At 46.9% G+C, this 21851-nt stretch carries 19 protein-coding genes; 14 read left to right on the forward strand and 5 right to left on the reverse strand.

Features of this window, described 5'->3' with window-relative positions:
* Positions 1-76: 76 nt before the first annotated feature.
* Together QP794_RS19670 and ptsP are read left to right on the forward strand one after the other, a co-directional pair.
* Positions 77-1957: a glucose PTS transporter subunit IIA gene (locus QP794_RS19670; protein WP_024631154.1), complete on the forward strand. Its 1881-nt coding sequence runs from the start codon at positions 77-79 to the stop codon at positions 1955-1957.
* On the forward strand, positions 1954-3714 hold the full coding sequence (gene ptsP / locus QP794_RS19675; protein ID WP_079349563.1) for a phosphoenolpyruvate--protein phosphotransferase: 1761 nt from the start codon (positions 1954-1956) through the stop codon (positions 3712-3714). Before QP794_RS19670 ends, ptsP begins: the two co-directional genes overlap by 4 nt.
* 116 nt (positions 3715-3830) lie before the next feature.
* On the opposite strand, the gene QP794_RS19680 is transcribed toward ptsP, so the two are convergent.
* Positions 3831-4355: a type 1 glutamine amidotransferase domain-containing protein gene (locus QP794_RS19680; RefSeq protein WP_079349562.1), complete on the reverse strand. Its 525-nt coding sequence runs from the start codon at positions 4353-4355 to the stop codon at positions 3831-3833.
* A gap of 275 nt (positions 4356-4630) precedes the next feature.
* Here QP794_RS19680 and QP794_RS19685 point away from each other — a divergent pair, with 275 nt between their 5' ends.
* The 4 genes from QP794_RS19685 to QP794_RS19700 all read left to right on the forward strand — a co-directional run bounded on the left by QP794_RS19685 (position 4631) and on the right by QP794_RS19700 (position 7477).
* Positions 4631-5044, forward strand: coding sequence for a hypothetical protein (locus QP794_RS19685; RefSeq protein ID WP_052016637.1), 414 nt, complete (start codon positions 4631-4633; stop codon positions 5042-5044).
* A 122-nt stretch (positions 5045-5166) separates the two neighbouring features.
* The gene (ytxJ, locus tag QP794_RS19690; protein ID WP_024631150.1) at positions 5167-5514 is read left to right on the forward strand and encodes a bacillithiol system redox-active protein YtxJ; all 348 of its coding nucleotides are present in this window, start codon (positions 5167-5169) and stop codon (positions 5512-5514) included.
* Between the two features lie 92 nt (positions 5515-5606).
* On the forward strand, positions 5607-6620 hold the full coding sequence (gene ccpA / locus QP794_RS19695; RefSeq protein ID WP_024631149.1) for a catabolite control protein A: 1014 nt from the start codon (positions 5607-5609) through the stop codon (positions 6618-6620).
* 161 nt (positions 6621-6781) lie between these two features.
* Positions 6782-7477: a 5'-methylthioadenosine/adenosylhomocysteine nucleosidase gene (locus QP794_RS19700; protein ID WP_285078568.1), complete on the forward strand. Its 696-nt coding sequence runs from the start codon at positions 6782-6784 to the stop codon at positions 7475-7477.
* Positions 7478-7629: 152 nt separating this feature from the next.
* Here QP794_RS19700 and QP794_RS19705 read toward each other — a convergent pair whose 3' ends face one another.
* On the reverse strand, positions 7630-8262 hold the full coding sequence (locus QP794_RS19705) for a GNAT family N-acetyltransferase (RefSeq protein WP_285078569.1): 633 nt from the start codon (positions 8260-8262) through the stop codon (positions 7630-7632).
* A gap of 270 nt (positions 8263-8532) precedes the next feature.
* Between QP794_RS19705 and acsA the strand changes: the two genes are divergently transcribed.
* The gene (gene acsA / locus QP794_RS19710) at positions 8533-10257 is read left to right on the forward strand and encodes an acetate--CoA ligase (protein WP_285078570.1); all 1725 of its coding nucleotides are present in this window, start codon (positions 8533-8535) and stop codon (positions 10255-10257) included.
* A gap of 193 nt (positions 10258-10450) precedes the next feature.
* Here acsA and QP794_RS19715 read toward each other — a convergent pair whose 3' ends face one another.
* A complete protein-coding gene (locus tag QP794_RS19715; protein WP_285078571.1) occupies positions 10451-13570 on the reverse strand; it encodes a transglycosylase domain-containing protein in 3120 nt (1039 codons plus the stop codon).
* Positions 13571-13929: 359 nt separating this feature from the next.
* Positions 13930-14529 carry a 30S ribosomal protein S4 gene (gene rpsD, locus QP794_RS19720; protein ID WP_024631144.1) on the reverse strand — a complete coding sequence of 200 codons (600 nt, stop codon included), beginning with the start codon at positions 14527-14529 and terminating at the stop codon, positions 13930-13932.
* Between the two features lie 463 nt (positions 14530-14992).
* Between rpsD and QP794_RS19725 the strand changes: the two genes are divergently transcribed.
* The 6 genes from QP794_RS19725 (at position 14993) to QP794_RS19750 (ending at position 20045) form a co-directional block, all read left to right on the forward strand.
* Positions 14993-15892 carry a hypothetical protein gene (locus QP794_RS19725; RefSeq protein ID WP_285078572.1) on the forward strand — a complete coding sequence of 300 codons (900 nt, stop codon included), beginning with the start codon at positions 14993-14995 and terminating at the stop codon, positions 15890-15892.
* On the forward strand, positions 15892-16962 hold the full coding sequence (locus QP794_RS19730) for a sensor domain-containing diguanylate cyclase (RefSeq protein WP_285078573.1): 1071 nt from the start codon (positions 15892-15894) through the stop codon (positions 16960-16962). Before QP794_RS19725 ends, QP794_RS19730 begins: the two co-directional genes overlap by 1 nt.
* Before the next feature lie 130 nt (positions 16963-17092).
* Positions 17093-17959, forward strand: coding sequence for a hypothetical protein (locus QP794_RS19735; protein WP_285078574.1), 867 nt, complete (start codon positions 17093-17095; stop codon positions 17957-17959).
* A 109-nt stretch (positions 17960-18068) separates the two neighbouring features.
* Positions 18069-19184, forward strand: a complete 1116-nt coding sequence (locus tag QP794_RS19740) for an aminopeptidase (RefSeq protein WP_285078575.1) — start codon at positions 18069-18071, stop codon at positions 19182-19184.
* Between the two features lie 96 nt (positions 19185-19280).
* The gene (locus tag QP794_RS19745) at positions 19281-19526 is read left to right on the forward strand and encodes an HPr family phosphocarrier protein (protein ID WP_024631140.1); all 246 of its coding nucleotides are present in this window, start codon (positions 19281-19283) and stop codon (positions 19524-19526) included.
* Between the two features lie 225 nt (positions 19527-19751).
* The gene (locus QP794_RS19750; RefSeq protein ID WP_024631139.1) at positions 19752-20045 is read left to right on the forward strand and encodes an Fpa/YlaN family protein; all 294 of its coding nucleotides are present in this window, start codon (positions 19752-19754) and stop codon (positions 20043-20045) included.
* 186 nt (positions 20046-20231) lie between these two features.
* Here QP794_RS19750 and cax read toward each other — a convergent pair whose 3' ends face one another.
* Positions 20232-21302 (reverse strand): calcium/proton exchanger, encoded by a 1071-nt coding sequence (gene cax / locus QP794_RS19755; protein WP_285078576.1) that lies wholly within the window; start codon positions 21300-21302, stop codon positions 20232-20234.
* Positions 21303-21487: 185 nt separating this feature from the next.
* On the opposite strand from cax, the gene QP794_RS19760 reads away from it, so the two are divergent.
* A complete protein-coding gene (locus tag QP794_RS19760; RefSeq protein WP_024631137.1) occupies positions 21488-21850 on the forward strand; it encodes an Asp23/Gls24 family envelope stress response protein in 363 nt (120 codons plus the stop codon).
* The last annotated feature ends 1 nt before the right edge of the window (position 21851 follow it).

A 21851-nucleotide genomic window follows, 5' to 3' on the forward strand; every position in this document is an offset into this window, starting at 1 on the left:
TGCCAACAGCTTACTGTTTTGCTTTGACAAAACGTTGCGTAAAGCTTACCATCTAGGATAGAAAGGAGAGGTCGCCATGAATTGGCTCGGATCCTTGCAGCAGCTCGGACGAGCGGTAATGCTGCCTACAATGGTCCTGCCCGCCGCCGCAATTTTGCTGAGTGTTGGCAGTTTGCCCTGGGACGCCTGGGGATTGAAAGTTGTTGGTGAAGTGTCTACCGTGGCCGGACACGGTATTTTTTATTTTTTGCCGTATTTGTTTGCTGTCGGCGTAGCGCTGGGACTCTCCAACCAGGCCGGACAAGCGGGACTCGCCGCTCTGGCTGGTATTGTGATATATGATCAGGTGACTCGCAACTTCGGCGATGGCACCGTTCAACCTGCTTCCTTAATCGGAATTATTCTCGGCGCACTTGCCGGGGTGACGCATAATCGGTTCAAAAGCATTAAACTGCCTGAAATTTTACAATTTTTCGGTGGTTCCAGGTTTGTTTTGCTCATTGTTGGACTCTGCTCAGCCCTGTTTTCCTTCTTTATGTTATGGATTGCACCCATTCTTCAACATGGATTGAACGCCATCGCCACCTGGGAATACAGTCTCGGCGGTTTTGGGCTGTTCATTTATGGGGTCCTGTACAGGGTATTGGTTGCCTTCGGATTGCACCATCTGCTTAACAATGTATTTTGGTTCCAACTGGGGACGTATGAGACAGCAGATGGAAACATTGTTCAAGGGGATTTACCGCGATTTTTTGCAGGTGATCCAACAGCAGGATTTTTTATGGCTGGTTTGTTCCCGATCATGATGTTTGCGATTCCAGCGATTGCCTTTGCGATCATTCAGGAGGCAAGGGAAGACCTGAAGCCGAAAATCAAAAAAACATTTCTTACTTCCGCACTCGTTTGTTTCCTGACAGGGGTGTCGGAGCAGATCGAATTTGCCTTTTTGTTCGCGGCACCTTATCTGTTCATCGTGCATGCAGTCATGTCGGGGCTTGCGATGTGGATCAGTTACTGGCTTGATATACGCCATGGGTTCTCTTATTCGGCTGGCATTATTGATTACATACTCAATTTCCATCTATCGGAGAATGCTTGGAAGCTCATACCGATTGGCATACTATATGGGTTGGTCTATTATTTCCTGTTCAGGTGGGCGATTCGCACGTTCAAGATTCCGACTCCAGGGCGTGAAGAGGGCTCCATGCTGGAAGATTGGGTAGGTAACATTCCTTATCAGGCTCCTCTCATTTTGGAAGCGCTGGGTGGGAAAGAAAACATTGTGCAGGTGGAGGCCTGCATTACGCGACTTCGCCTCACGGTGCATAATGATCGGTTAATCGATACAGGTGCAATGAAGAGTATGGGGTCCGCAGGTCTCATCAAGCTGGGTGGCGGTAACGTACAAGTGGTATTTGGCACCTACTCGGAATTGATTCGGGAAGAGATTGCGAAGCTGCTCGAACGCGATCTGCAGCAGGTTCTGTTCTGCGCTCCTGTGCAGGGTAAAATGTTACCGATTGAAGAGGTGCCGGATCAGATATTTGCAGCCAAGCTTGTGGGCGATGGCGTAGCCTTTGTCCCGGAAAAGGGAGAGCTCGTCTCACCCGTGTATGGAACAATTATGCACCTGTATCCGACGATGCATGCTCTGGGCATTTCAACCCGGGAAGGACTTGAAGTCCTGCTTCATATCGGTATCGATACCTCCCAACTCAAAGGGCATTTTGAAGCCTTTGTTCAGGAAGGGGATACGGTGGAGCCGGGGCAATTGTTAATCAAATTTGACCTGGCTGTATTGCGAGCCGAGGCGGCATCGCTGACGACACCAATGGTAATTACGAATCCAGATCGAGTCAAATCATGGAGCTTTGCTCCATTTAAGCAAGTTAAGAAAGGTCAGGCATCCGTTATGTCCGTGGTGCTCTATGACAGGAACGTTGGAGGGGTAGAATGAAGATACAAGGCATCAACGGCGCTGCAGGCATAGCCATCGGCAAAGCATTTGTCCTGCCCAGTTGGGAATGGGATCTGCCGGATCAGAAGATGGATTCGGTGGATCTCGCCCAAGAGTTCGAACGGCTGTACGAGGGCATACGGACATCAAAGGATGAGATTGAATATATCAAGAACGAGTTCAAGGAAGTGGTCGGTCCTGAAGAGTCCAGCATCTTTGATGCACATCTGGCCATTCTGGAAGATCCGGTATTCATGAACGAAATTCGCGGTATTATTGAACGGCAGTACAAGGCAGCAGAAGTAGCCGTCAAAGAAGCCATCGACCATTTTGTCACCATGTTTGACCTGCTCGACGACGAGTATATGAAGGAACGGGCCATCGACATTAAGGACGTGGGTAACCGCTTGTTAAAACATCTGCTGGGCGCACCGGAAATTACGCTCCCATCAGATACCCAGCCTTATATACTCGTGGCCAAAGAGCTGTCACCCTCTCAATTGGCGCATTTGAATCCAAGCCACGTGCTGGGCATTGTGACACTCATCGGAGGCAAAACGTCACATTCGGCCATTATGGCTCGTGCCCTTGGTATTCCTCTCGTTTCCGGTCTGGAAGCGAGTCTTGGCATGCCTGTAGAGACCGGAGATATGTTGGTTGTGGATGGAGATAACGGCCTCGTCTTTACGGAGCCGGATCGCAAGACGATTGAGCGTTACACGATGATTCGCAGCAAACAATTGAAGAAAAAAGAACAGCTGCAGGTACTTGCAACAGTCGATGCCGTAACCAAAGACGGTTCCGTTCTGCATCTGGCTTCCAATATCAGCTCCGTTAAGGAACTGGATTTGGCACTGAAACACGGGGCCAAGGGAGTCGGCTTGTTCCGGACAGAGTTCCTGTACATGGATCGGGCTACGTTCCCGGGTGAGCAGGAACAGTATGAGGTTTATCGTCTTGTCGCTGAGAAAACTGCAGGTCAGTCTGTCGTTATTCGTACGCTCGATATTGGTGGTGACAAGCAGCTCGACTATTTCGAACTTCCCGAAGAAGATAACCCGTTTCTGGGATATCGAGCGATTCGGATCAGCCTGGACCGTAAAGATCTGTTCAAAACACAGCTTACAGCCATTCTGCGCGCCAGTGCTGCGGGCAATGTCAAAATTATGTACCCGATGATCTCTTCGGTAGAAGAACTTCAGGAGGCCAATGAAATCCTGCGTGAAGCGATGTCTGATCTGGATGAGCGCCAATTGCCGTATGATCCGCATATTCAGGTGGGCATCATGATTGAGGTTCCGGCAGCGGTGATGATAGCGGACCTGCTTGCCGAGGAAGCTGATTTCTTCAGTATCGGTACGAATGATCTCGTGCAGTATGTATTGGCGGTAGATCGAATGAATGAGCAGATTGCACATATGTATCATCCGTATCATCCGGCTGTACTGCGCATGCTGCGCGCGACAGTGGATGCGGCCCATACGGCAGGGATTGATATCAGTGTGTGTGGAGAGATGGCAGGAGACGAACGTTCAATTCCCCTGTGGCTTGAGCTTGGAATTAGCAATCTGAGCATGTCCCCGCAATCCTTGCTGCGTGTCAAGCACAGGGTCTTGAATACAACAGCCGCTGCTGCCAAAGAGGCAGCATCTGAATGCTTCACCTTGCGGACAAGTGCGGATATCGAACAACGTCTGCAGGTCTTCAATGATTCGATGGGCAGTCCGGATGAACAGAGTGGATCGAATGCATCTTGAACAGGATATTTTCAAATAAATACCTTTAAGTGAAAATATTAACTTTTGTACAATTTTGGAAAATAGTCTTTATTTCATAGGATAAAGCCCCACACCATATGGTGTGGGGCTTTGCTTTATTTGTCAGCAAGTGCATCGCAAAATGCTTTGCCATACGGAGGAAGGTCAGGTGGACGACGAGCTGAAATGATGTGACCATCCACAACAACGGCTTCATCTTTCCAGATAGCCCCGGCATTTTCCATGTCATCTCTGATTCCAGGCGTAGATGTGACCGTAACCCCATCCAGTATTTTAGCTGAGATCAGCACCCACCCTGCGTGACAGATCTGTCCGATGGGCTTACGCTCCGCGTGCATTTCCTTAACCAGTTCAATTACTTTAGGGTAGCGCCGAAGCTTGTCCGGAGCCCAACCCCCGGGTACAAGAATACCATCGTATTGTGAACTATCCAGTTCATCAAAACTGTATTCTGCTTCGGCGGGAACACCATATTTCCCGATGTAGATTTTACCTTTTTTCTCTCCGGCGAGATGCACCTCAGCGCCTTCCTCACGGACACGATGCACCGGATACCACAGTTCCAGATCTTCGAATTCTTCATCGACCAGGGCGATGACTTTTTTGCCTGTTAATCTCATTCATCATCTCTCCTTTTGCGGTAATTAGTACATAGCGTCCTTATTGTAACAGATTCTCACAGTGACTTCATTGTCATGCATTTTCTCCATCACGTAAGCGATTCCAACTCAATGTATGCCTGCATTCGACAACCTTCATCTGGAGGTAGTGGTAATTTGTGCAACCTATGGTTTATAGCAGGATTTGAGCGGAAATAGGTCGAATGGTATCTATATAAGAGTATAGAACGAATGAGGTGATGACTGTGCGTAAGACGTGCAGATGCGGACATGTAATGGAACTTGAATTAAGAACGGTGGTATACGCCAAAAAGGTGGAGATTCGTAACGTACCTGTATTTGCTTGTACAGACTGCGTTTCCTATGAAGTGCTTCAGCCGGTCAAGCCGGATTTGAAAGAGTGCATCAGTACACTTGGGGAACAACCTGCCAAACAGGATGTATCGTTTGGAGAGCGAAATGAACTTGCAGACCTTTTTCATGAGCAGCTGCTGGCCTGGCCTGACGCTACGGATCGAGAGATGGAGCATCGGATGCAATGTGCTGTGGAAGAGCGAATTAACCTGCTGCTGGACATTATGGGGTACGCCCAAAAGTCTAATGATGAGGAATGGATCGAAACAACACAGCGCAGATTGGGTCAATTATCCGGATTTGTATGGCAGGCGCATTTCTCGAATGCTGTCTAATTTTGACGTGCAAAATGCTTGTTTTCATGAAAATTGGCTTTTTCGCCCGCTTTTTGTTAAGATATCGTAGAGTGAAAACGCTCAACATAGCGGTATTCCTGGTAAAGGGGGATGTATATCAAATGGCTGACATGACTAAAATGACAAGTATTGAACAGCTAAACTCCGCAGTGGAGGCTACCGAGGATCAACCCTTGCTTCTGTTTAAGCACAGTACACGCTGCCCGATCAGCGCGAACGCCTATCAGGAGATGAACGATTATTTGCAAAATAGTCCAAATGAACAAGTGAAATACGGTATCATCTATGTAGTGGAAGATCGCCCTGTATCCAACGAAGCAGCGGACAAGCTGGGTGTTAAGCACGAATCTCCGCAGGCGATTCTAGTCAAAAAGGGAATTCCTGTATGGCATACTTCCCACTCGGATATTACTTCAACCACAATCACGAAAGCACTGCGTGAGTCCTAAAGCCTATTTTAATTGATTAATGCATAAATTTGTCGTAATATAAATCTTAATGAAAATGGTATGAAAATTTACTGGTAATGGAGAGAAGTACTGTGACGGTAACCATTTATGATGTGGCACGTGAAGCCGGTGTCTCTATGGCAACGGTATCACGGGTTGTTAATAATAACCCTAATGTGAAGCCACAGACGCGCAAAAAAGTATATGAAGCCATCGATCGGTTGGGATATCGTCCGAATGCGGTAGCCAGAGGTTTGGCGAGCAAGAAGACAACCACGGTCGGGGTCGTTATTCCGGACATTTCGAACTCAACCTTTGCAGAGATTGCCCGCGGGATTGAAGATATCGCGAATATGTATCACTACAACATTATTTTGTGTAACGCGGACAAGAAGAAAGAAAAAGAAATTCGTGTAATTAACACGCTGCTGGAGAAACAGGTAGACGGTCTGCTCTTCATGGGTGGAACGGTAACGGACGAGCATATTCAGGCGTTCCAGTCAGCGGCTGTGCCGATCGTTCTCTGTGCAACAAGTGACGAGAAGGGCACGTATCCTTCTGTAGATATCGATCATGAAGCTGCGGCATTTGACGCTGTAAACACGTTGATTCGTCATGGACACAAGGAAATCGCAATGATCAGTGGTACATTGCAGGATCCTGCCAACGGTTATGCTCGTTTCCAAGGCTACAAGAAAGCACTTGAAGCAGCAGGTATGGAATACCAGGAAGATCTCGTACGCATTGGTAACTATCGTTATGAGTCTGGTGTGGAAGCGATGAAGTATTTCCTCGGATTGAAGAAAAAACCATCGGCAATCTTCGCTGCAACAGATGAGATGGCGATCGGTGCTATTCACAGCATTCAGGATGAAGGTCTGAAAGTACCGGATGACTTCTCCATCATCAGTGTGGATAACATCCGTATGGCTTCCATGGTCCGTCCTCAGCTGACTACTGTAGCTCAACCGATGTATGACCTGGGCGCTGTAGCAATGCGTTTGCTGACCAAGCTGATGAAGAAGGAAAATGTGGAGAACCCACGGGTTATTTTGCCGCATGAAACGATTCTCCGTCTGTCTGTAAGCCACGCAGATGTAGTTTAAATAAGAAAGGGAGAAGACATTCTCTCTACATAGTGGAATTACGGAAGCTCCGGAAACGGAGCTTTTGTGCTGAATGGGGCTTTGAGCTTAAAGGGAAAATTACATCTGGATGGGACAAGGTCAGGTTTTCAACATGCAGAATGTATACAGGAGGTCAGAACATGCGTGAAACGATCGGCATTATTGGTGCAATGGATGAGGAAGTAGAACTTCTCCTGGCTGGTATGAAGCAACTGGAGACTGTAAAACAAACCGGAATTACCTATGTCGCTGGCGAATGGTTGGGTAAGCAGATAGTGGTCTGCAAATCAGGCGTAGGTAAAGTGAATGCGGCTGTGACGACACAGATTCTAATTGATCGTTTTCAGGTAAACCGTATTATTTTTACAGGTGTCGCGGGCGCGGTTAATCCCGAATTAAACATTGGGGATATGGTTATCTCGTCGGTATGTGTACAGCATGATATGGATGTGACCCCACTTGGATTCGAGCGCGGAGTTATACCTTATCAGGAGACGTCTGCCTTCCCGGCGGAAGCATCACTTATCACATTAGCTGAAGAAGCCTGCAAAGCGCAGGGAGCGAACTATCTGATCGGTAAAGTGCTGTCAGGAGATCAATTCATTGCAAGCAAGGATACCGTGAAAATGCTGTATACTGAAATGGATGGGGCATGTGCGGAGATGGAAGGGGCTGCCGTAGCGCAAGTAAGCTTCATGAACCGTGTTCCCTTCGTTATACTTCGTGCTATGTCTGACAAAGCCGATGGATCAGCGCATGTAAACTTTGCCGAGTTTACGGTGGCGTCTTCCCAGCGTTCCCACCGAATTGTGGAACATATGCTGGAACATATGTAGACCCTAAGATATGCATGTTTTGAGTGTGACAGAGGGTTAAAAGGGCAACAAAAAACCGCTTCTTCGTAGCAGATCATTCATGATGAAACTGTTCACGAAGGGGCGGTTTTTATATGTATGCCTATTTCAAAATCATCAATGTGGATTCGTAATCAGTACATAAAACGATGGCGGAATCGCACGCGGTCGAATTGTTCTTCCGATTCAAGAGGCACTTGGCTGCCAATACGGACCATGAGGCAGTTTGCCGGATGTGAACAGATCTCGGGATCATCGGTGGCGTACCAGGTCATGTCTACGGTTTGCATCAATTTCTCCATCATCTTGCGGTAATCCCATACGGAAAGGGCGCTGCCTTTCAAATCCCAATGCCAGTAATATTCCGTTGTGAATATGATATATTTCTCCATCTGTCCGTTTTCAAACGCAGTGAGCAGCATTTCGCGTCCAATCCCGAGAGAACGATAGGAATCGGCAACCTCGATGGCGCCCAGCTCAATCAGATCGGTCATGTTGCCTTCCGACCAACGCTCGCATTCATCTGCATAATGAAAAGTCACATAACCGACAATGGTCTCATTTTCCCGTGCAATGATGATTCGACCTTCGGGCAAGGCGGCAATTTCGGCTAATGCCTCCTGCTGTTCCGAAGGGCGCCTGAAGGCATCGAGATCGGTATGAAATTCAAGCTGCTTAATCGTGTCGGCCTGAACAGGTCCCTCAATGATGATTCGGTGGCCGGACTTGAAGATGGAACGCATATGATGCTCCTTAATATGCTCCATGGTTCATGCTCCTCTCTCCCCCTACTTATAGCAAAAAACCAAAAATTTGAAAAGCCATAGACGATGATTGAAAAGATTTGCTATAATTGCGTAGACAAAAAATGTTCACAATTCAACTGCAGTTTGGGTTCATCGGTTTGGCCAGACAAGTACATGATGAGAAGTTCTCTCTACTAATGTAAGCGCTAACTGGAAGTTCAGTCAACACAAAGGCAATCAGAAGTACCCATAATGGGAATCGAAATGTCGAGTTGAAGGAGGCTGGCAAGCATGAGTCAAGCACATGGTGAGATGCTGCAAACGGTTGTGTCTGAATCTAATCTGGGCGATTACACGGAGGCCCGAAGCCGGTTTGATTGGGAATTGGTTGAAAGGCACTTTACGTGGCACGCCAGCGGGAAAGTCAACATGGCGCATGAAGCGATAGATCGTCATGTGCTGGAAGGAAGAGGCGGAAGAACGGCACTGTTATACAGTGATGCTTCTCGTGAAGAGGCGTACACGTTTGCTGACTTGAGCGAGCAGTCGAGTCGCTTCGGTAACGTACTGCGCAAATATGGCATAGCCAAGGGAGAACGGGTATTTATTTTTATGCCTCGCAGTCCTGAGCTCTATTTCAGTCTGTTAGGCATATTAAAGGTTGGAGCTATTGCAGGTCCGCTATTTGAAGCCTTTATGGAAACTGCGGTGAAGGATCGGCTGGAGGATAGCGGAGCTGTGGCACTGGTGACGACCCCTCAATTGCTGGGACGAATTAAACGTTCCGAACTGCCGGAACTCAAGCATATCTTTGTTGTGGGTGGCGGTCCGCAGACGGAAGAAGGGCTCATCGACTTTGATGCTGAGATGTCGCAAGCTTCGGACGATATGGAAGTGGAATGGCTGACTCGTGAAGATGGTCTGCTGATTCACTATACATCCGGCTCTACTGGTAAACCCAAAGGTGTATATCATGTGCAGAATGCGATGATTCAGCATTATTATACCGGCAAGGTTGTGCTGGATTTGCGCGAGGATGACGTGTACTGGTGCACAGCTGATCCGGGGTGGGTCACAGGTACATCCTACGGGATCTTTGCACCCTGGTTGAATGGCGTGACCAACGTTATTCGAGGGGGACGATTTAGTCCAGGAGACTGGTACAGCACCATTGAGAAAAATAAAGTCACCGTATGGTACAGTGCGCCGACTGCTTTCCGGATGCTGATGGGTGCGGGCGAAGAGACCATTGCCCAGCATGATCTGAGCAGTCTTCGTCACGTCATGTCCGTCGGTGAACCTCTTAATCCGGAGGTCGTTCGTTGGGGCTGGAAAGCCTATGGTCAGCGAATTCACGATACCTGGTGGATGACGGAGACGGGTGGACAGCTGATTTGTAATTATCCGGGCATGCCGATCAAACCAGGTTCCATGGGTCGTCCATTACCGGGAATTGATGCAGCCATTATTGATGATCAAGGACAGGAATTGCCACCATACAGTATGGGGAACCTGGCGATTCGTACATCCTGGCCGTCCATGATGGCGAAGATCTGGAATAACCCGGCCAAATACGAGGAGTATTTCCGGCTTTCTGGGTGGTATGTATCCGGTGATTCTGCGTATATGGACGAAGATGGCTACTTCTGGTTTCAGGGCCGGATTGATGATGTCATTAATTCTTCAGGGGAACGAATTGGCCCCTTTGAGGTGGAGAGCAAGCTTGTAGAGCATCCTGCGGTAGCAGAGGCAGGTGTTATCGGCAAACCGGATGTAACTCGTGGAGAGATCATCAAGGCCTTTGTGGCACTGCGTGAGGGGTATGAGCCGACACCGGAGCTGAAGGAAGAGATCTATCGATTTGTAAAAGAAGGCTTGTCTGCCCACGCCGCTCCCCGTGAGATTGAGTTCAAGGATAAACTTCCCAAGACCCGTTCCGGCAAGATTATGCGCCGTGTGTTGAAAGCCTGGGAGCTGGATCTGCCAACAGGCGATCTATCGACCATTGAAGACTAAAGAGTAAACGAGTAGGATGCAGCGCGTCCGCCTGTCCATGTTTCCAATGCAAAGCCTGATCCGTGTTTCATTGCGGATCAGGCTTTTGCTTTTGGGTTCAATGCTTAAATGCTTAAATGCTTCAATGCAAAACAAAAAACCCATCCTCAACATACGAGAATGGGGTTAAAAGTGGAATCTTGATAACTCTGTATTACGGTTGGAAAAGCACGGCACTGGACGCTTCAGATTCGCCTATACTGTTGCTGGCAGATACCTTGAACCATCCACTGGTGGATGCAGGCACTCCGTAGTCCATGGAGGTACCTGAAGTTGTGCCAATTTTGGTGTATGGGGCTGCGCCGGTTTCACTAAAATATACAGCATAACTTTGAACGCCATCCGATTCCGGATTGGAGGCCCACTGAATGCGAAGTCCTTGGGAGAGCGCCGACACGCTCACTTGGCCCGGTGTAGCCGGAGCCGTAGTTACGGCGTTCTCGTTCTGGGAATCTTCCGGTGTAACGACCGTTCCCGGAACATTAATCGGTTCATTTATCTCTTCATCTGGAGGAGGCTGTGCTACTCCTGCACTGCTAACTGCTGCACTAGGAGCGGACTCTCGGCCAGCGACATCCACTGCAGTAACGTAGAATGCAAAGTCCCCACCTTGTGCATAAGCGCTGAATGATCTGGACTCACCTGTCAGGACAACCTGCCCCTGATTTTGGAATCCGGCACCATTTACTGAGCGATACAGGCGATAACCAACCACATCACTTTCCGGTGTGGCATTAAACGTAATGACGGCGTTCCCGTTACCAACGGAAATTCTTACATTGCCTGGTGCATCCGGTGCCTTGCCGTTATCTGTTCTTGGATCAATCTGTGTCGGCATGTCTGCATCGGCATCTTCCGGCAGGTAATAAGCCAATGATTCGTGACGGCTCATGCGTGAGAATGCACTTTGAAGTTCCTTGATGAGATCAGAGATCGGTTTTTTGCGCTTGACGACCGTTTTCTCCTTCGTCATGTCTCCAGGCGTTTCATCACGCGGAATGTAGTTGACACCATTGTAAGTGATATATTTGGCTTTTGCGACGCCATCATCGCTATCCTTCGGCACAAATTTGCTATTGAAAATATCAGTGACAAATCTGTCCGTCAGAGATGTTGGCAATTTGCCGCTATAAGCCGATACGGTTCTTGTCTCGATTCCGGATGGTTTCTTGAACGAATCGGTTACAAACATCTCTTTATCTGTAGCAATGACTTGATTCATAATTTGGGTCCACAGCTGCTGGGCACGTTTCTTCTGTGATCTGGTTTCAAGCGTGTTTACCGGCTGTTTGTATCCCACCCATACACCTAGTGTGACATCCGGCGTATAGCCTTCAAACCAGACATCTGCATAGTTTTGGGTTGAACCCGTTTTGCCTACGATCGGCACACTCTTGGAGTACTTATAATTTTCACGAACTTTATCGGCTGTACCTTCCGTAATAACGGTGCGAAGCATATCTGTCATCAGGTATGCCGTCTGTTCTGAGAAGGCCTGAACAGGTGCTACATCGTGTTTATATACGATGTTGCCATTGGAGTCTACAATTTTGCTGATCATATAGGAATCATTGTATACACCATTGTTGGCAATGGCTCCATAGGCATTGGTAAGCTCCTCGACGGTAACACCGTACTGAAGTCCTCCAAGAACACCAGTCTGAGCTTGGTAATCAATCGGCTGGATGGTAGTGATCCCCAGCTTCTTGGCAAAAGCCCATGATTTGTCGATGCCAACTTCTTCGTTGAACAGCTTCAATGCAGGCACATTCAGCGAGTAGTTGAGTGCTCTGCGGGCAGTCACAAGTCCTTGGTAGCGATTGTTGGCATTTTTCGGAATATGGAATCCATTCGGACCGTCCTTCAGAATAATCGGTGAATCATCGATTATGGAAGCGGGTTGAACAAGTCCTTCATCCAGTGCAGGCAGATAAGCAGCTATAGGTTTCATGGTTGAACCTGGCTGACGCACCATCTGGGTTGCATAGTTCATCTGCTCATCCTGGAAATCACGGCCTTCAATCATGCCGAGAATAGCGCCTGTTTTGTGATTAATCAACATGGCAGCCGTCTGTTCCTTTCCCTTCACGGGATCGTCAGCAGAGAAATTACTGTCATCTTCAGCAATGGTACGCATGGTTTTGTAGATACTCTTGTTGATGGTCGTGTAGATACGATATCCGCCAGTACGCAATTGCTGCTGGGCTTCCTCCAGCAAGGCACTGCTTTCTTTTTGCGGTGTATCGGTATCCGTATCCTTGGCAGTATCCGCTTTGGCATCCGTGCTTTCAGCTTTATCCGAATTGAGTTGCATTAAAATCTGTGCTGCTTGTCGTTCCGTTTCCATCATAAGGTATGGATAAGTATTGTAAGCTTTGATGGTTTTGGGTGCGAGTGAACTCTTGATGTCAAAAGCAAGAGCTTCGTCATACTCGGATTGATCGATTTTGCCCAGTTCCAGCATACGGCGCAAGACCAGATGCTGACGATTGATTGCACGCTCAAAATTATCCTCAACAAAATCGCCTTTTCCATTAAAGGCAGAGTAAGAGGAGGGGAGCTGAGGCAAACCTGCAAGATAAGCAGCCTGAGCTGTGTTTAATTTGCTCAAATCATTGATATTGAACAGTCCTTTGGCAGCTGCCTTGACTCCATATACATTATATCCACTGGAGCCATTACCAAAAGGAACCTTGTTCAGATACGCTGTCATAATTTCGTCTTTGGTCAGGAAACGTTCGAGTCGGAGCGAGAGTAATATTTCTTTCACTTTCCGGTCCTCGGTTCGATCCAGATTGAGGAATACACGCCGGGCCAATTGTTGAGTCAGTGTGCTTCCGCCCGTTTGAACAGATTCTTTCAGCACTTTCTGTTTCACGGCACGGAGCGTTCCGCTCATGTCTACACCTTTATGTTCGTAAAAATGATTGTCTTCAATCGAAATGACTGCATCAATAACCTTTTGTGGAATCTGGTCAAACGTGACCGGACGCCTGTCTTCTTCTGTTCGTAATTGACCGATCGGGCTGCCGTCGGCAAAGTAAGCAAAGCCTGTGATGGAGTTTTCGCTGACTTTTTGTTCAATCAGCGCCCTTGAACGGACGGGTTCGTCTTTCACAATGGAACTGACGTATCCCATCAGAGCACCGCCTACAAATAGTACCCCCATGAATCCCAGGACAACCATCCATTTGACGAAACTCCCCAGTCTGCGGGCAAAGCTGCGCTTGCGTGCAGGCTGTTCATCGGGCTTATTCTTATTAACATCAACCATTCAGTGTCTTCCTCCTTTTAACAGCACTTATTATAGCATAAAAAGGCGGGTTTGCATGCCTGAGAAATACAAGCAATGGTCGAAAATTGCCATTCTTTCTTGGATTATGATATATATCATACGGAATTGAATTACATATCATGAGAAGACGTGGAGAATTTCAGTAAAACGTGGAAGTATTGAGCATGCAAGTGCGGATGAAAATAGATGACTAACCATACGAAGGAGGCCGTATCCATGCATTAGGTGCAGGTACGACCTTCTTGTTCTTTCCCTGTTGTTTCTTTTGTAATAAAAAAAACAGCTGCCGAGAAAATCTCGACAGCTGTTTGGAGTAAAGCTTAATGAAATTCCAACGATTAACGGTTGTAGAACTCGACGATTTGTTTTTCGTCGATGTCTTGGGACAATTCCGAACGCTCAGGCAAACGAATAAATTTACCTTCCAGAGCAGTATCGTTGAATTCTACGTATGCCGGAAGATGCGAACGGTTTTCAATAGCTTCCTTAACGGAAGAAAGACCGCGGCTTCTTTCACGCAGGCTGATAACGTCGCCAGTGCTTACTTGGTAAGAAGCGATGTCAACTTTTTTGCCGTTTACAGTTACGTGACCGTGGGATACCAACTGACGCGAACCAGCGCGGGAGTTAGCGAATCCAAGGCGATATACGAGGTTATCCAGGCGGCTCTCAAGCAAGAACATGAAGTTTTCACCCGCGATACCTTGCATTTTTTGCGCTTTAGCAAAGAGAGTGCGGAATTGCTTCTCGCCCAAACCGTACATGTGACGCAGTTTTTGTTTTTCTTGCAATTGCATACCGTAGTTGCTGATTTTTCTCCGTTGGTTAGCTCCGTGCTGACCTGGAGGGAAAGGACGTTTCAATTCTTTGCCTGTTCCGCTCAGGGAAATGCCGAGGCGACGGCTCAATTTAAATTTAGGACCAGTGTAACGTGCCATGTTTAAAGTAGCTCCTTTTTAGTTAAAGTTCATATAGGGCTCTGTTTGCGCTCCAATTTGTTGATGCGGGCTAAGCCTCGCATAAAACGATCAGGAAAGTTCAGCCGCTGTCCTGAAAGCAACAAAAAGAATGAGGGTGACACAACCGGTAATGCCCAAATTTAAAGACCCATTAGTAGTCTTCATCAACAATTTATTTTACAGTTTACTAGAACCAAAGTCAAGCATGTGATAAAAGCAAAAAAACGTCTAAATTTGTCGATAGGTCCTTAGGCCCAAAATAATGGGACAATTTTCTGAAATATGGATGCAAAAAACCTTTAAAGAGAGTAAAATAGATTGTATCTTAACTTTAAATGATCTTATTCATTAAGGTTATCGCATAGAATTTGCAGGTTTGCGATAACGTCTGCAGATTAATGCATCCGAGTGGATGCAAAAACGGTGCAAAGGAGCGCCTGACATGTTAGAACATCTAAGAAGTAAACCCGCCAGCTTTAATTCGCGAAGTTCGGGCGATTCCGCATCTTCTGCCGCTCCTCACGAAGCGCATGTATTCTGGATGCAAAAAATGGATATCACACCTTTTGATTTTTCATATCTGGGAAGCCTTCTGCAGCAAGCGTATACCGACTGGTATACCCAACGACGGCCACACTCAGACAGATCATCGATAATATACAACGTATGGAATACAGAAGGGATCTGTATGGGGCAAGGGAGTGAAGGGGCTCCTCCGCTGGACGTACATTCGACTGTAATGCAATGTCTTGAATCTGGACAGGCACAGTCGTTACGTGGAACCACTGAAAATGGAGAATATCATCTAATGGCTGAGCCACTTTTCTCCAGGACAAACAAGGATATGTTTGCTGTCTTCACTGCTGTAACCTACGAGCAAAATCGAGATGACACGTCTGAAGCCGTTGTTCGATCGGAGGCATTGCATTATCGTACCTGCTTTTACCGAAGATTTGAATACATATTTATGACGGACATGTTACATGCTCATGAACAAACTGCCCGTGAAGAACACCGAAGGTCGATTCTGTTCCAAATCGTTCAACGGATGCATGACAAGATGGATGTGGACGCCATTTTGGATGAAGTGTTTGACAGCATTGACTACTTATATCCAACGACGGGCATGACACTGTATATGTCTCAGGATCAGAGCAGCCTTAACCCACGCATCAAGCCGCTGCTTGTTCATGAACGTGGAGAAGACATCTGTGTACAATCGTTCATGGAGGGCAAGCTCATTGTTGTTCGGGCACGTGAAGGTGAGCATCGCATTCTGGAGGTTGGCCTTCCTCTAAAAGGCAAGCAAGGGATCTATGGTGTATTTCACATTAGGAGTTAATGGAAGATTCGGATCTGCAACTCATTACGATGATGGCGGATACAGCCGGAACTGCCTTTGAAAATGCCAAGCTGCACGAGCAATCGAATATGTTAATCCAGGAACTTCGTCTAATCAATGATCTGACACAACGTTTGAATAAGAGCCTGCAGCTGATGGAGATCTATCAATTCTCCGAGCAGGAGTTGAAGGACATCTTTCAGGCTGAATCCTGCTGTATCCTTCAACTGGATGACAGTACGAGTCATTTCGAAGTGATGTCATCCAATGTAAATGAGTTATGCCGCAAATCATTTCCAATAGACTACGGAATCGCAGGGGTGCTGTATGAGACAGAAGAACCGCTCATTCTATCCAATTATGCGGATTATGATAAAGTGTCATCCGTCTTCATGGATATTACCGGTTCAATGTCACTAATAGCCTCGCCCGTTCGGGTGAATGGTGAAGTGAAGGGCGCCATTCTGCTGGGACATCCCAAAACACAGTATTTTTCGTACGAAAATTATCGTCTGTTGCAGATGCTGTCCATTCATATAGGACTTGCACTTTCCAATGCAACACTTCATGCTGAGGTACGACGCTTGGCAAACCTAGATATGCTCACAGGGCTGTATGTAAGGCATTATCTGGATAGTGTGATCCATGAACGTCAGGCCCATGATTTCTGTGGGGCGCTGGTGGTCGTGGACATTGACCAGTTCAAGCAGGTGAATGACACATTTGGGCACCAAACAGGTGATCAGGTATTGAAGCAGGTGAGCGATATTGTAACGAGTTCTGTCAGACCTGAGGACATCTGCGCCCGATGGGGCGGGGAAGAGCTGGCCATCTATATGCCCCAGATTGGTGCTCGTCAGGCACTGGAATATGCAGAGATCATTCGCACGAGGGTTGCTGAAGAGACAAGGCCTCCGGTGACCGTATCCAGTGGTATTGCGGAATGGAACTGGATGGATGAGAAAGTCAGTGTGGAATCGTTATTTTACCGGTCTGATATGGCTCTGTACGATGCGAAGCATGGTGGTCGAAACCGGATCGTCATGGAAGAACAGGAAGTTACACGTTAAGAGAGGACTATTCCGATTGCGGAGTCGTCCTCTCTTTATTTTTTGAAATGGCGATGCCAAAGGAAGGAAGTATAAGCAAATAAGGGAGGGGCAGGCTATGGAGAAAGTTGACGGAAGGGTGGAATAAAACATGTTGAAGCGTCGGTCTATACGTGGGCTATTGTTGATTCTAAGTATTGTTGTGTTGTGTGCTCCTGGTTGTGGATTGTTAGAGCATGATCGAAGTCCCGAGGAATTATTCTCACTGGCTTTATCAGGAATAGCAGGCAAAGAAAAGCTGAGTTTTGACGGAGAAGCGGGACTCCGACGTGAAAGCAGCGGGTTGTTCGAAAATCAGTTCAAATTTGAAGGCAAGCTGGAGGATCATGACCGCTTGACCTTGCAAACGAGACTGCCTGGAGCTGTGACTGCTGCCGGAACGGGAATGAAAGGAGTGAATGCCAAGGCTGTTAACAATAGCGGTCAACCAAGCGGATTTAGCGCTTCTTTTGTACGAAAACAAGGACAATGGATGGCTTTAACTGCCGAGCATGAGCCTCTCCGCGGCTCGCTGTCCCGCTTTAATCCCATTGCTCAAATGGAAAGTATCGATCGGTTGAACAAAACGATAAAGTCCGAATACGGTTCAGGCCGTCGAACAAAAATACTGCGGATTGAACTCGAACCGAAAGATGCCAAAACCTGGGCGCTCGCGCAGCTTAACGACGAGATGAACGCAATCCGGGCAGAGTATATGCATAAGGCAGCTACAGTTAAGGGAGGTAGTCAGGAGGAGCTTGAGAAGGATCTGAGCAAAGTGTGGGAGCAAGGGGAAACATCGATGCAAGAGATGATGAAACAGGCCGAGGTACATACGGTGTATCATCTAACCGTGGATCGGAAAACCAGCTTGCCCTTGCGTCTGTCCTCAGAAAGCCAGGTGAGCTATAAGGATATGAACAGCAAAAAGAATAAAGAAGCCCTTGTCACAGATGTAAACTTCAGGTCCTATGAGTAAATGAATTGCGGGACTGCCTGCTGACGGGATGGTTGTAGCGTGCTACAATAGTATCGTAATTTACCGTTGTTCAATTCAGGAATGGCAGATGACAGGAGGAGTTTACAAGATGAAGGACCCAAGAATTCAGAAGCTCGCAGCCAATCTGGTGGGCTATTCTGTAGATGTACAACCCGGCGAGAATGTGCTGGTAGAGATGATCGGTACAGAACGTGATCTGATTAATGCAATTATTGAAGAAGTAGGCAAAAAGGGCGGTAACGTCTTTGTACAGCTGACTGATAAGACAGTACAGCGTGCCATGTTCAAAAATGCGACAGAAGAGATGATGAAAACCTGGGCAGAGATCGATCTGAACCGGATGAAACAAATGGATTGTTACATTGGTATTCGTGCAGGGGAGAACGTAAATGATCTGTCCGATGTACCGGAAGAAAAAATGAAAATGTACAATTCACTTTATTCCCATCCGGTACATAGCGAGCAACGGGTAAAACATACGAAATGGGTTGTGCTTCGTTACCCGAATGCAAGCATGGCACAGTTGGCTAATACGAGCACAGAAGCGTTTGAGGATTTCTACTTTGACGTATGCAACCTGGATTATGCCAAAATGGATAAAGCGCAGGATTCACTGGCTAACCTGATGAAACGCACAGACAAAGTGCGTATCACTGGACCGGGAACAGACCTGAGCTTCTCCATTAAAGATATCGGTGCAGAGAAATGTTCTGGTCAAAAAAATATTCCGGATGGTGAAGTGTACAGTGCCCCTGTACGTAATTCCGTGAACGGAACAATTAGTTATAACACGCCAACGCTGTATAACGGAATTACTTTTGAGAATATCAAATTCACCTTCAAAGACGGTAAAATTGTTGAAGCAACGAGCAACGACACAGAACGTCTAAATGAAATTCTGAATTCAGATGATGGTGCTCGTCATATCGGTGAATTCGCGATTGGATTCAATCCACATATCCTGCATCCGATGAAGGACATTCTATTTGACGAAAAAATCGCAGGCAGCCTGCACTTTACGCCAGGACAGGCTTATGAAGAAACAGATAATGGAAACCGCTCATCCATTCACTGGGATCTGGTGTTGATCCAGCGTCCGGACTACGGCGGTGGCGAGATTTATTTTGACGATGTATTGATCCGTAAAGACGGTATTTTCGTTATTCCTGAGCTGGAATGCCTTAATCCGGATAACCTGAAGTAGGAACAGTATTTTGCTGTTGCTAGGAAAGCGGATTCACGGTATCATGTAGTGGTAATTAATAGATGATACCAAAAGTGAAAAGACGGAGGGATTCCTATGTCGAGTAATAACGCAGCGGTAGTTGAAATTGCTCAAACAGCGAGCAAATTTACTTCTTCAATCGTACTTCATTCAGAGAACAAGTATATCGATGTAAAAAGTATTCTCGGGCTGTTTACAACGCTGATCAGCACGCACAGCTATGAACTGCACGTTCATGGCCCGGATGCAGCTGAAGCCAAAGCAGCTATGTCAGAAGTATTTGCCAAACATGGACTGAATGTGAGTATCGCATCCGAGTAATGGCACTAAGAAGCATCTCTGCCTATTATGGCAGAGGTGCTTTTTTGGCATGAGATCATTCAGGTGTTCGGCAAGACCTCTGTAAAATAGGGGGATTATGCAGGAATAAAGCTCTTCAGAATGTATGGTTATTTTGGTCAGGTTCTTGTATTAGCTCCTGATTTCGTCTAATATTAGAGGTAGAACGTCTTTACGCGATTTTTGGGACATAGGGGGGAAAAATGCATGACTTCATCTGATCTGCAGGACCAGTTGCACTTGAAAGCGATCAGTCTTCTTCAAGAAGATGCAGATAAAATACAGAAGCTTATTGAAGTACAGATGGAGAATCTGGCTACCCGCTACTGCCCTCTCTATGAGGAAGTATTGGATACACAGATGTATGGGTTCTCCAAGGAAGTCGATTTTGCTGTTCGTGCAGGGCTTCTTCCAGAAGGTGCTGGTAAGCAGCTGGTAAGCGCGCTTGAGCGGAATCTGGCAATTCTATATGAAGCTTTGAACAAGAAGAATGAGCAATAGCCTGCAATAGCGCGGGTCAGAATAGAAGGCATGCAGGTATTTGCATGCTTTTTTTGTGCGGTTGAATTGGATAGATAGATTAATGGGATAGGGGCAGAGGGATAAATGAAAAAAACAACCTGGAAAATGCGTTTCCAGGCTGCCTTTTGCGCTAAATGGTCTATCACATCGTACGAGTGAAGTATGTTATACCAGAAAGAACGATACACCCAAAATAATATACACAACCATCAGGAGCAGACCTTCGTACCAGTTCGTTGAACCGTCCTGGGTGATGGATTTGGCTATAAATACGGCTACGCCAATGGCTACCAGCTCAATCGTTGTAAACACAATGTCCATCGTTCTGCCTGTGAAGTAGCTAACAAAAACGAGCACAGGAGCAACAAAGAGTGCGATTTGCAAACTGCTGCCGACCGCAATCTCTACGGCGGCGCCAATTTTGTTTTTCATGGCAAGCATGATGGCTGCACTATGCTCTGCGGCGTTACCGATAATGGCAACGAGGAACGCACCGACGAACAGTTCACTGAGTCCGAATTGTTCAGTAAACACCTCAAGTGTGCCAACAAGCCATTCACTGACGAAGGCAACCATGACAGTGGCAAGAACGAGATAGAGAATTGATTTTTTCTTGGACCACTCGGGTGCATGTTCATGCGGCAACTCTTCATCTGCATCCACAGTGACATCTGCGAGATAGTTCTTGTGTGTTACCATCGAGAACACTAACCAAGCTATGTAAGCAAGGATCAGCAAACCTGCGACAATGAGACTGAGTGTATTGGTATCCTTCTGTGTGATGGAATGGGTATTCAGGAAGACAGCTGGAATAAACAGCGCAATGATGGCTACAATCATGAGAGAGCCGTTTAGACCGGCAAGTGATACATTGTAATTCTGAATTTTGAACTTGAGTCCTCCCGCAAAAATACTTAAACCAAGCACCAGCAGCAGGTTACCAATAATCGAGCCTGTTAAACTGGCCTTAACCATGTCAAACAGTCCTTCTTTGACGAGAAAAATGGCGATAATCAATTCGGCGGCATTACCGAATGTTGCATTCAAAAATCCGCCTAACCGCTGTCCGGCATAATGGGCTACATTTTCGGTGGCTTTTCCTAAAAAACCGGCCACAAAAATAACCGAAATCGCTGAAATGACGAATTGCAGAATCGAATCCCATTTCATGTAGTGGGCGACGGCGCTGAGCGCAAAAAAAGCAATCAGCAAAATGGATGAAATCCGGTTTCTCACAACTAACACCTCGGTTATCTAATTATTTTGTTTTAAACGACATCATAGAACGGTTTATGAGAATATTTTCATATTTCAATATAACCAAATCGTTGTAGGTTGTAAACGCATCTTTTTGAGTTTAATTTGCTTTTTGGGGTGGAAAGGATTTAAAATACGAGTAACGAAGTGAAGGAGGATGTGGCATGGCAGAACAACTTCAACTAGAGGGCGGAAACATCCGGATTGCCGATGACGTAGTGGCGAAAATTGCCGGAATGGCTGCGATGGAGACACCCGGAATTGCCGCAATGTCTGGAGGATTGTCAGAGGGCTGGGCCAAGCGCCTGAGCGGTAAAAACGTACAGAAAGGCGTAGGCGTAGAGGTCGGCCAGCTGGAAGCAGCCATTGATCTGCGCATCATCGTCCTGTACGAGACACCGATTCATGAAGTTTCCCGCATGCTTCAACAGAATGTAAGAGAAGCGGTAGAGACCATGACGGGATTACGTGTTGTTGAAGTCAATGTAAAGGTAGAAGGCGTATCTTTCAGAGGCGACGATCTGTAAA

This window comes from Paenibacillus sp. UMB7766-LJ446 (assembly GCF_030226665.1).
GTDB classification, from domain to species: Bacteria; Bacillota; Bacilli; order Paenibacillales; family Paenibacillaceae; genus Paenibacillus; species Paenibacillus vandeheii.

Coding starts and splice junctions, on each gene's coding strand:
- QP794_RS19670 (WP_024631154.1), top strand. CDS start 77: ATGAATTGGCTCGGATCCTTGCAGCAGCTCGGACGAGCGGTAATGCTG.
- ptsP (WP_079349563.1), top strand. CDS start 1,954: ATGAAGATACAAGGCATCAACGGCGCTGCAGGCATAGCCATCGGCAAA.
- QP794_RS19680 (WP_079349562.1), bottom strand. CDS start 4,355: ATGAGATTAACAGGCAAAAAAGTCATCGCCCTGGTCGATGAAGAATTC.
- QP794_RS19685 (WP_052016637.1), top strand. CDS start 4,631: ATGGAACTTGAATTAAGAACGGTGGTATACGCCAAAAAGGTGGAGATT.
- ytxJ (WP_024631150.1), top strand. CDS start 5,167: ATGGCTGACATGACTAAAATGACAAGTATTGAACAGCTAAACTCCGCA.
- QP794_RS19700 (WP_285078568.1), top strand. CDS start 6,782: ATGCGTGAAACGATCGGCATTATTGGTGCAATGGATGAGGAAGTAGAA.
- QP794_RS19705 (WP_285078569.1), bottom strand. CDS start 8,262: ATGGAGCATATTAAGGAGCATCATATGCGTTCCATCTTCAAGTCCGGC.
- acsA (WP_285078570.1), top strand. CDS start 8,533: ATGAGTCAAGCACATGGTGAGATGCTGCAAACGGTTGTGTCTGAATCT.
- QP794_RS19715 (WP_285078571.1), bottom strand. CDS start 13,570: ATGGTTGATGTTAATAAGAATAAGCCCGATGAACAGCCTGCACGCAAG.
- rpsD (WP_024631144.1), bottom strand. CDS start 14,529: ATGGCACGTTACACTGGTCCTAAATTTAAATTGAGCCGTCGCCTCGGC.
- QP794_RS19725 (WP_285078572.1), top strand. CDS start 14,993: ATGTTAGAACATCTAAGAAGTAAACCCGCCAGCTTTAATTCGCGAAGT.
- QP794_RS19730 (WP_285078573.1), top strand. CDS start 15,892: ATGGAAGATTCGGATCTGCAACTCATTACGATGATGGCGGATACAGCC.
- QP794_RS19735 (WP_285078574.1), top strand. CDS start 17,093: ATGTTGAAGCGTCGGTCTATACGTGGGCTATTGTTGATTCTAAGTATT.
- QP794_RS19740 (WP_285078575.1), top strand. CDS start 18,069: ATGAAGGACCCAAGAATTCAGAAGCTCGCAGCCAATCTGGTGGGCTAT.
- QP794_RS19745 (WP_024631140.1), top strand. CDS start 19,281: ATGTCGAGTAATAACGCAGCGGTAGTTGAAATTGCTCAAACAGCGAGC.
- QP794_RS19750 (WP_024631139.1), top strand. CDS start 19,752: ATGACTTCATCTGATCTGCAGGACCAGTTGCACTTGAAAGCGATCAGT.
- QP794_RS19760 (WP_024631137.1), top strand. CDS start 21,488: ATGGCAGAACAACTTCAACTAGAGGGCGGAAACATCCGGATTGCCGAT.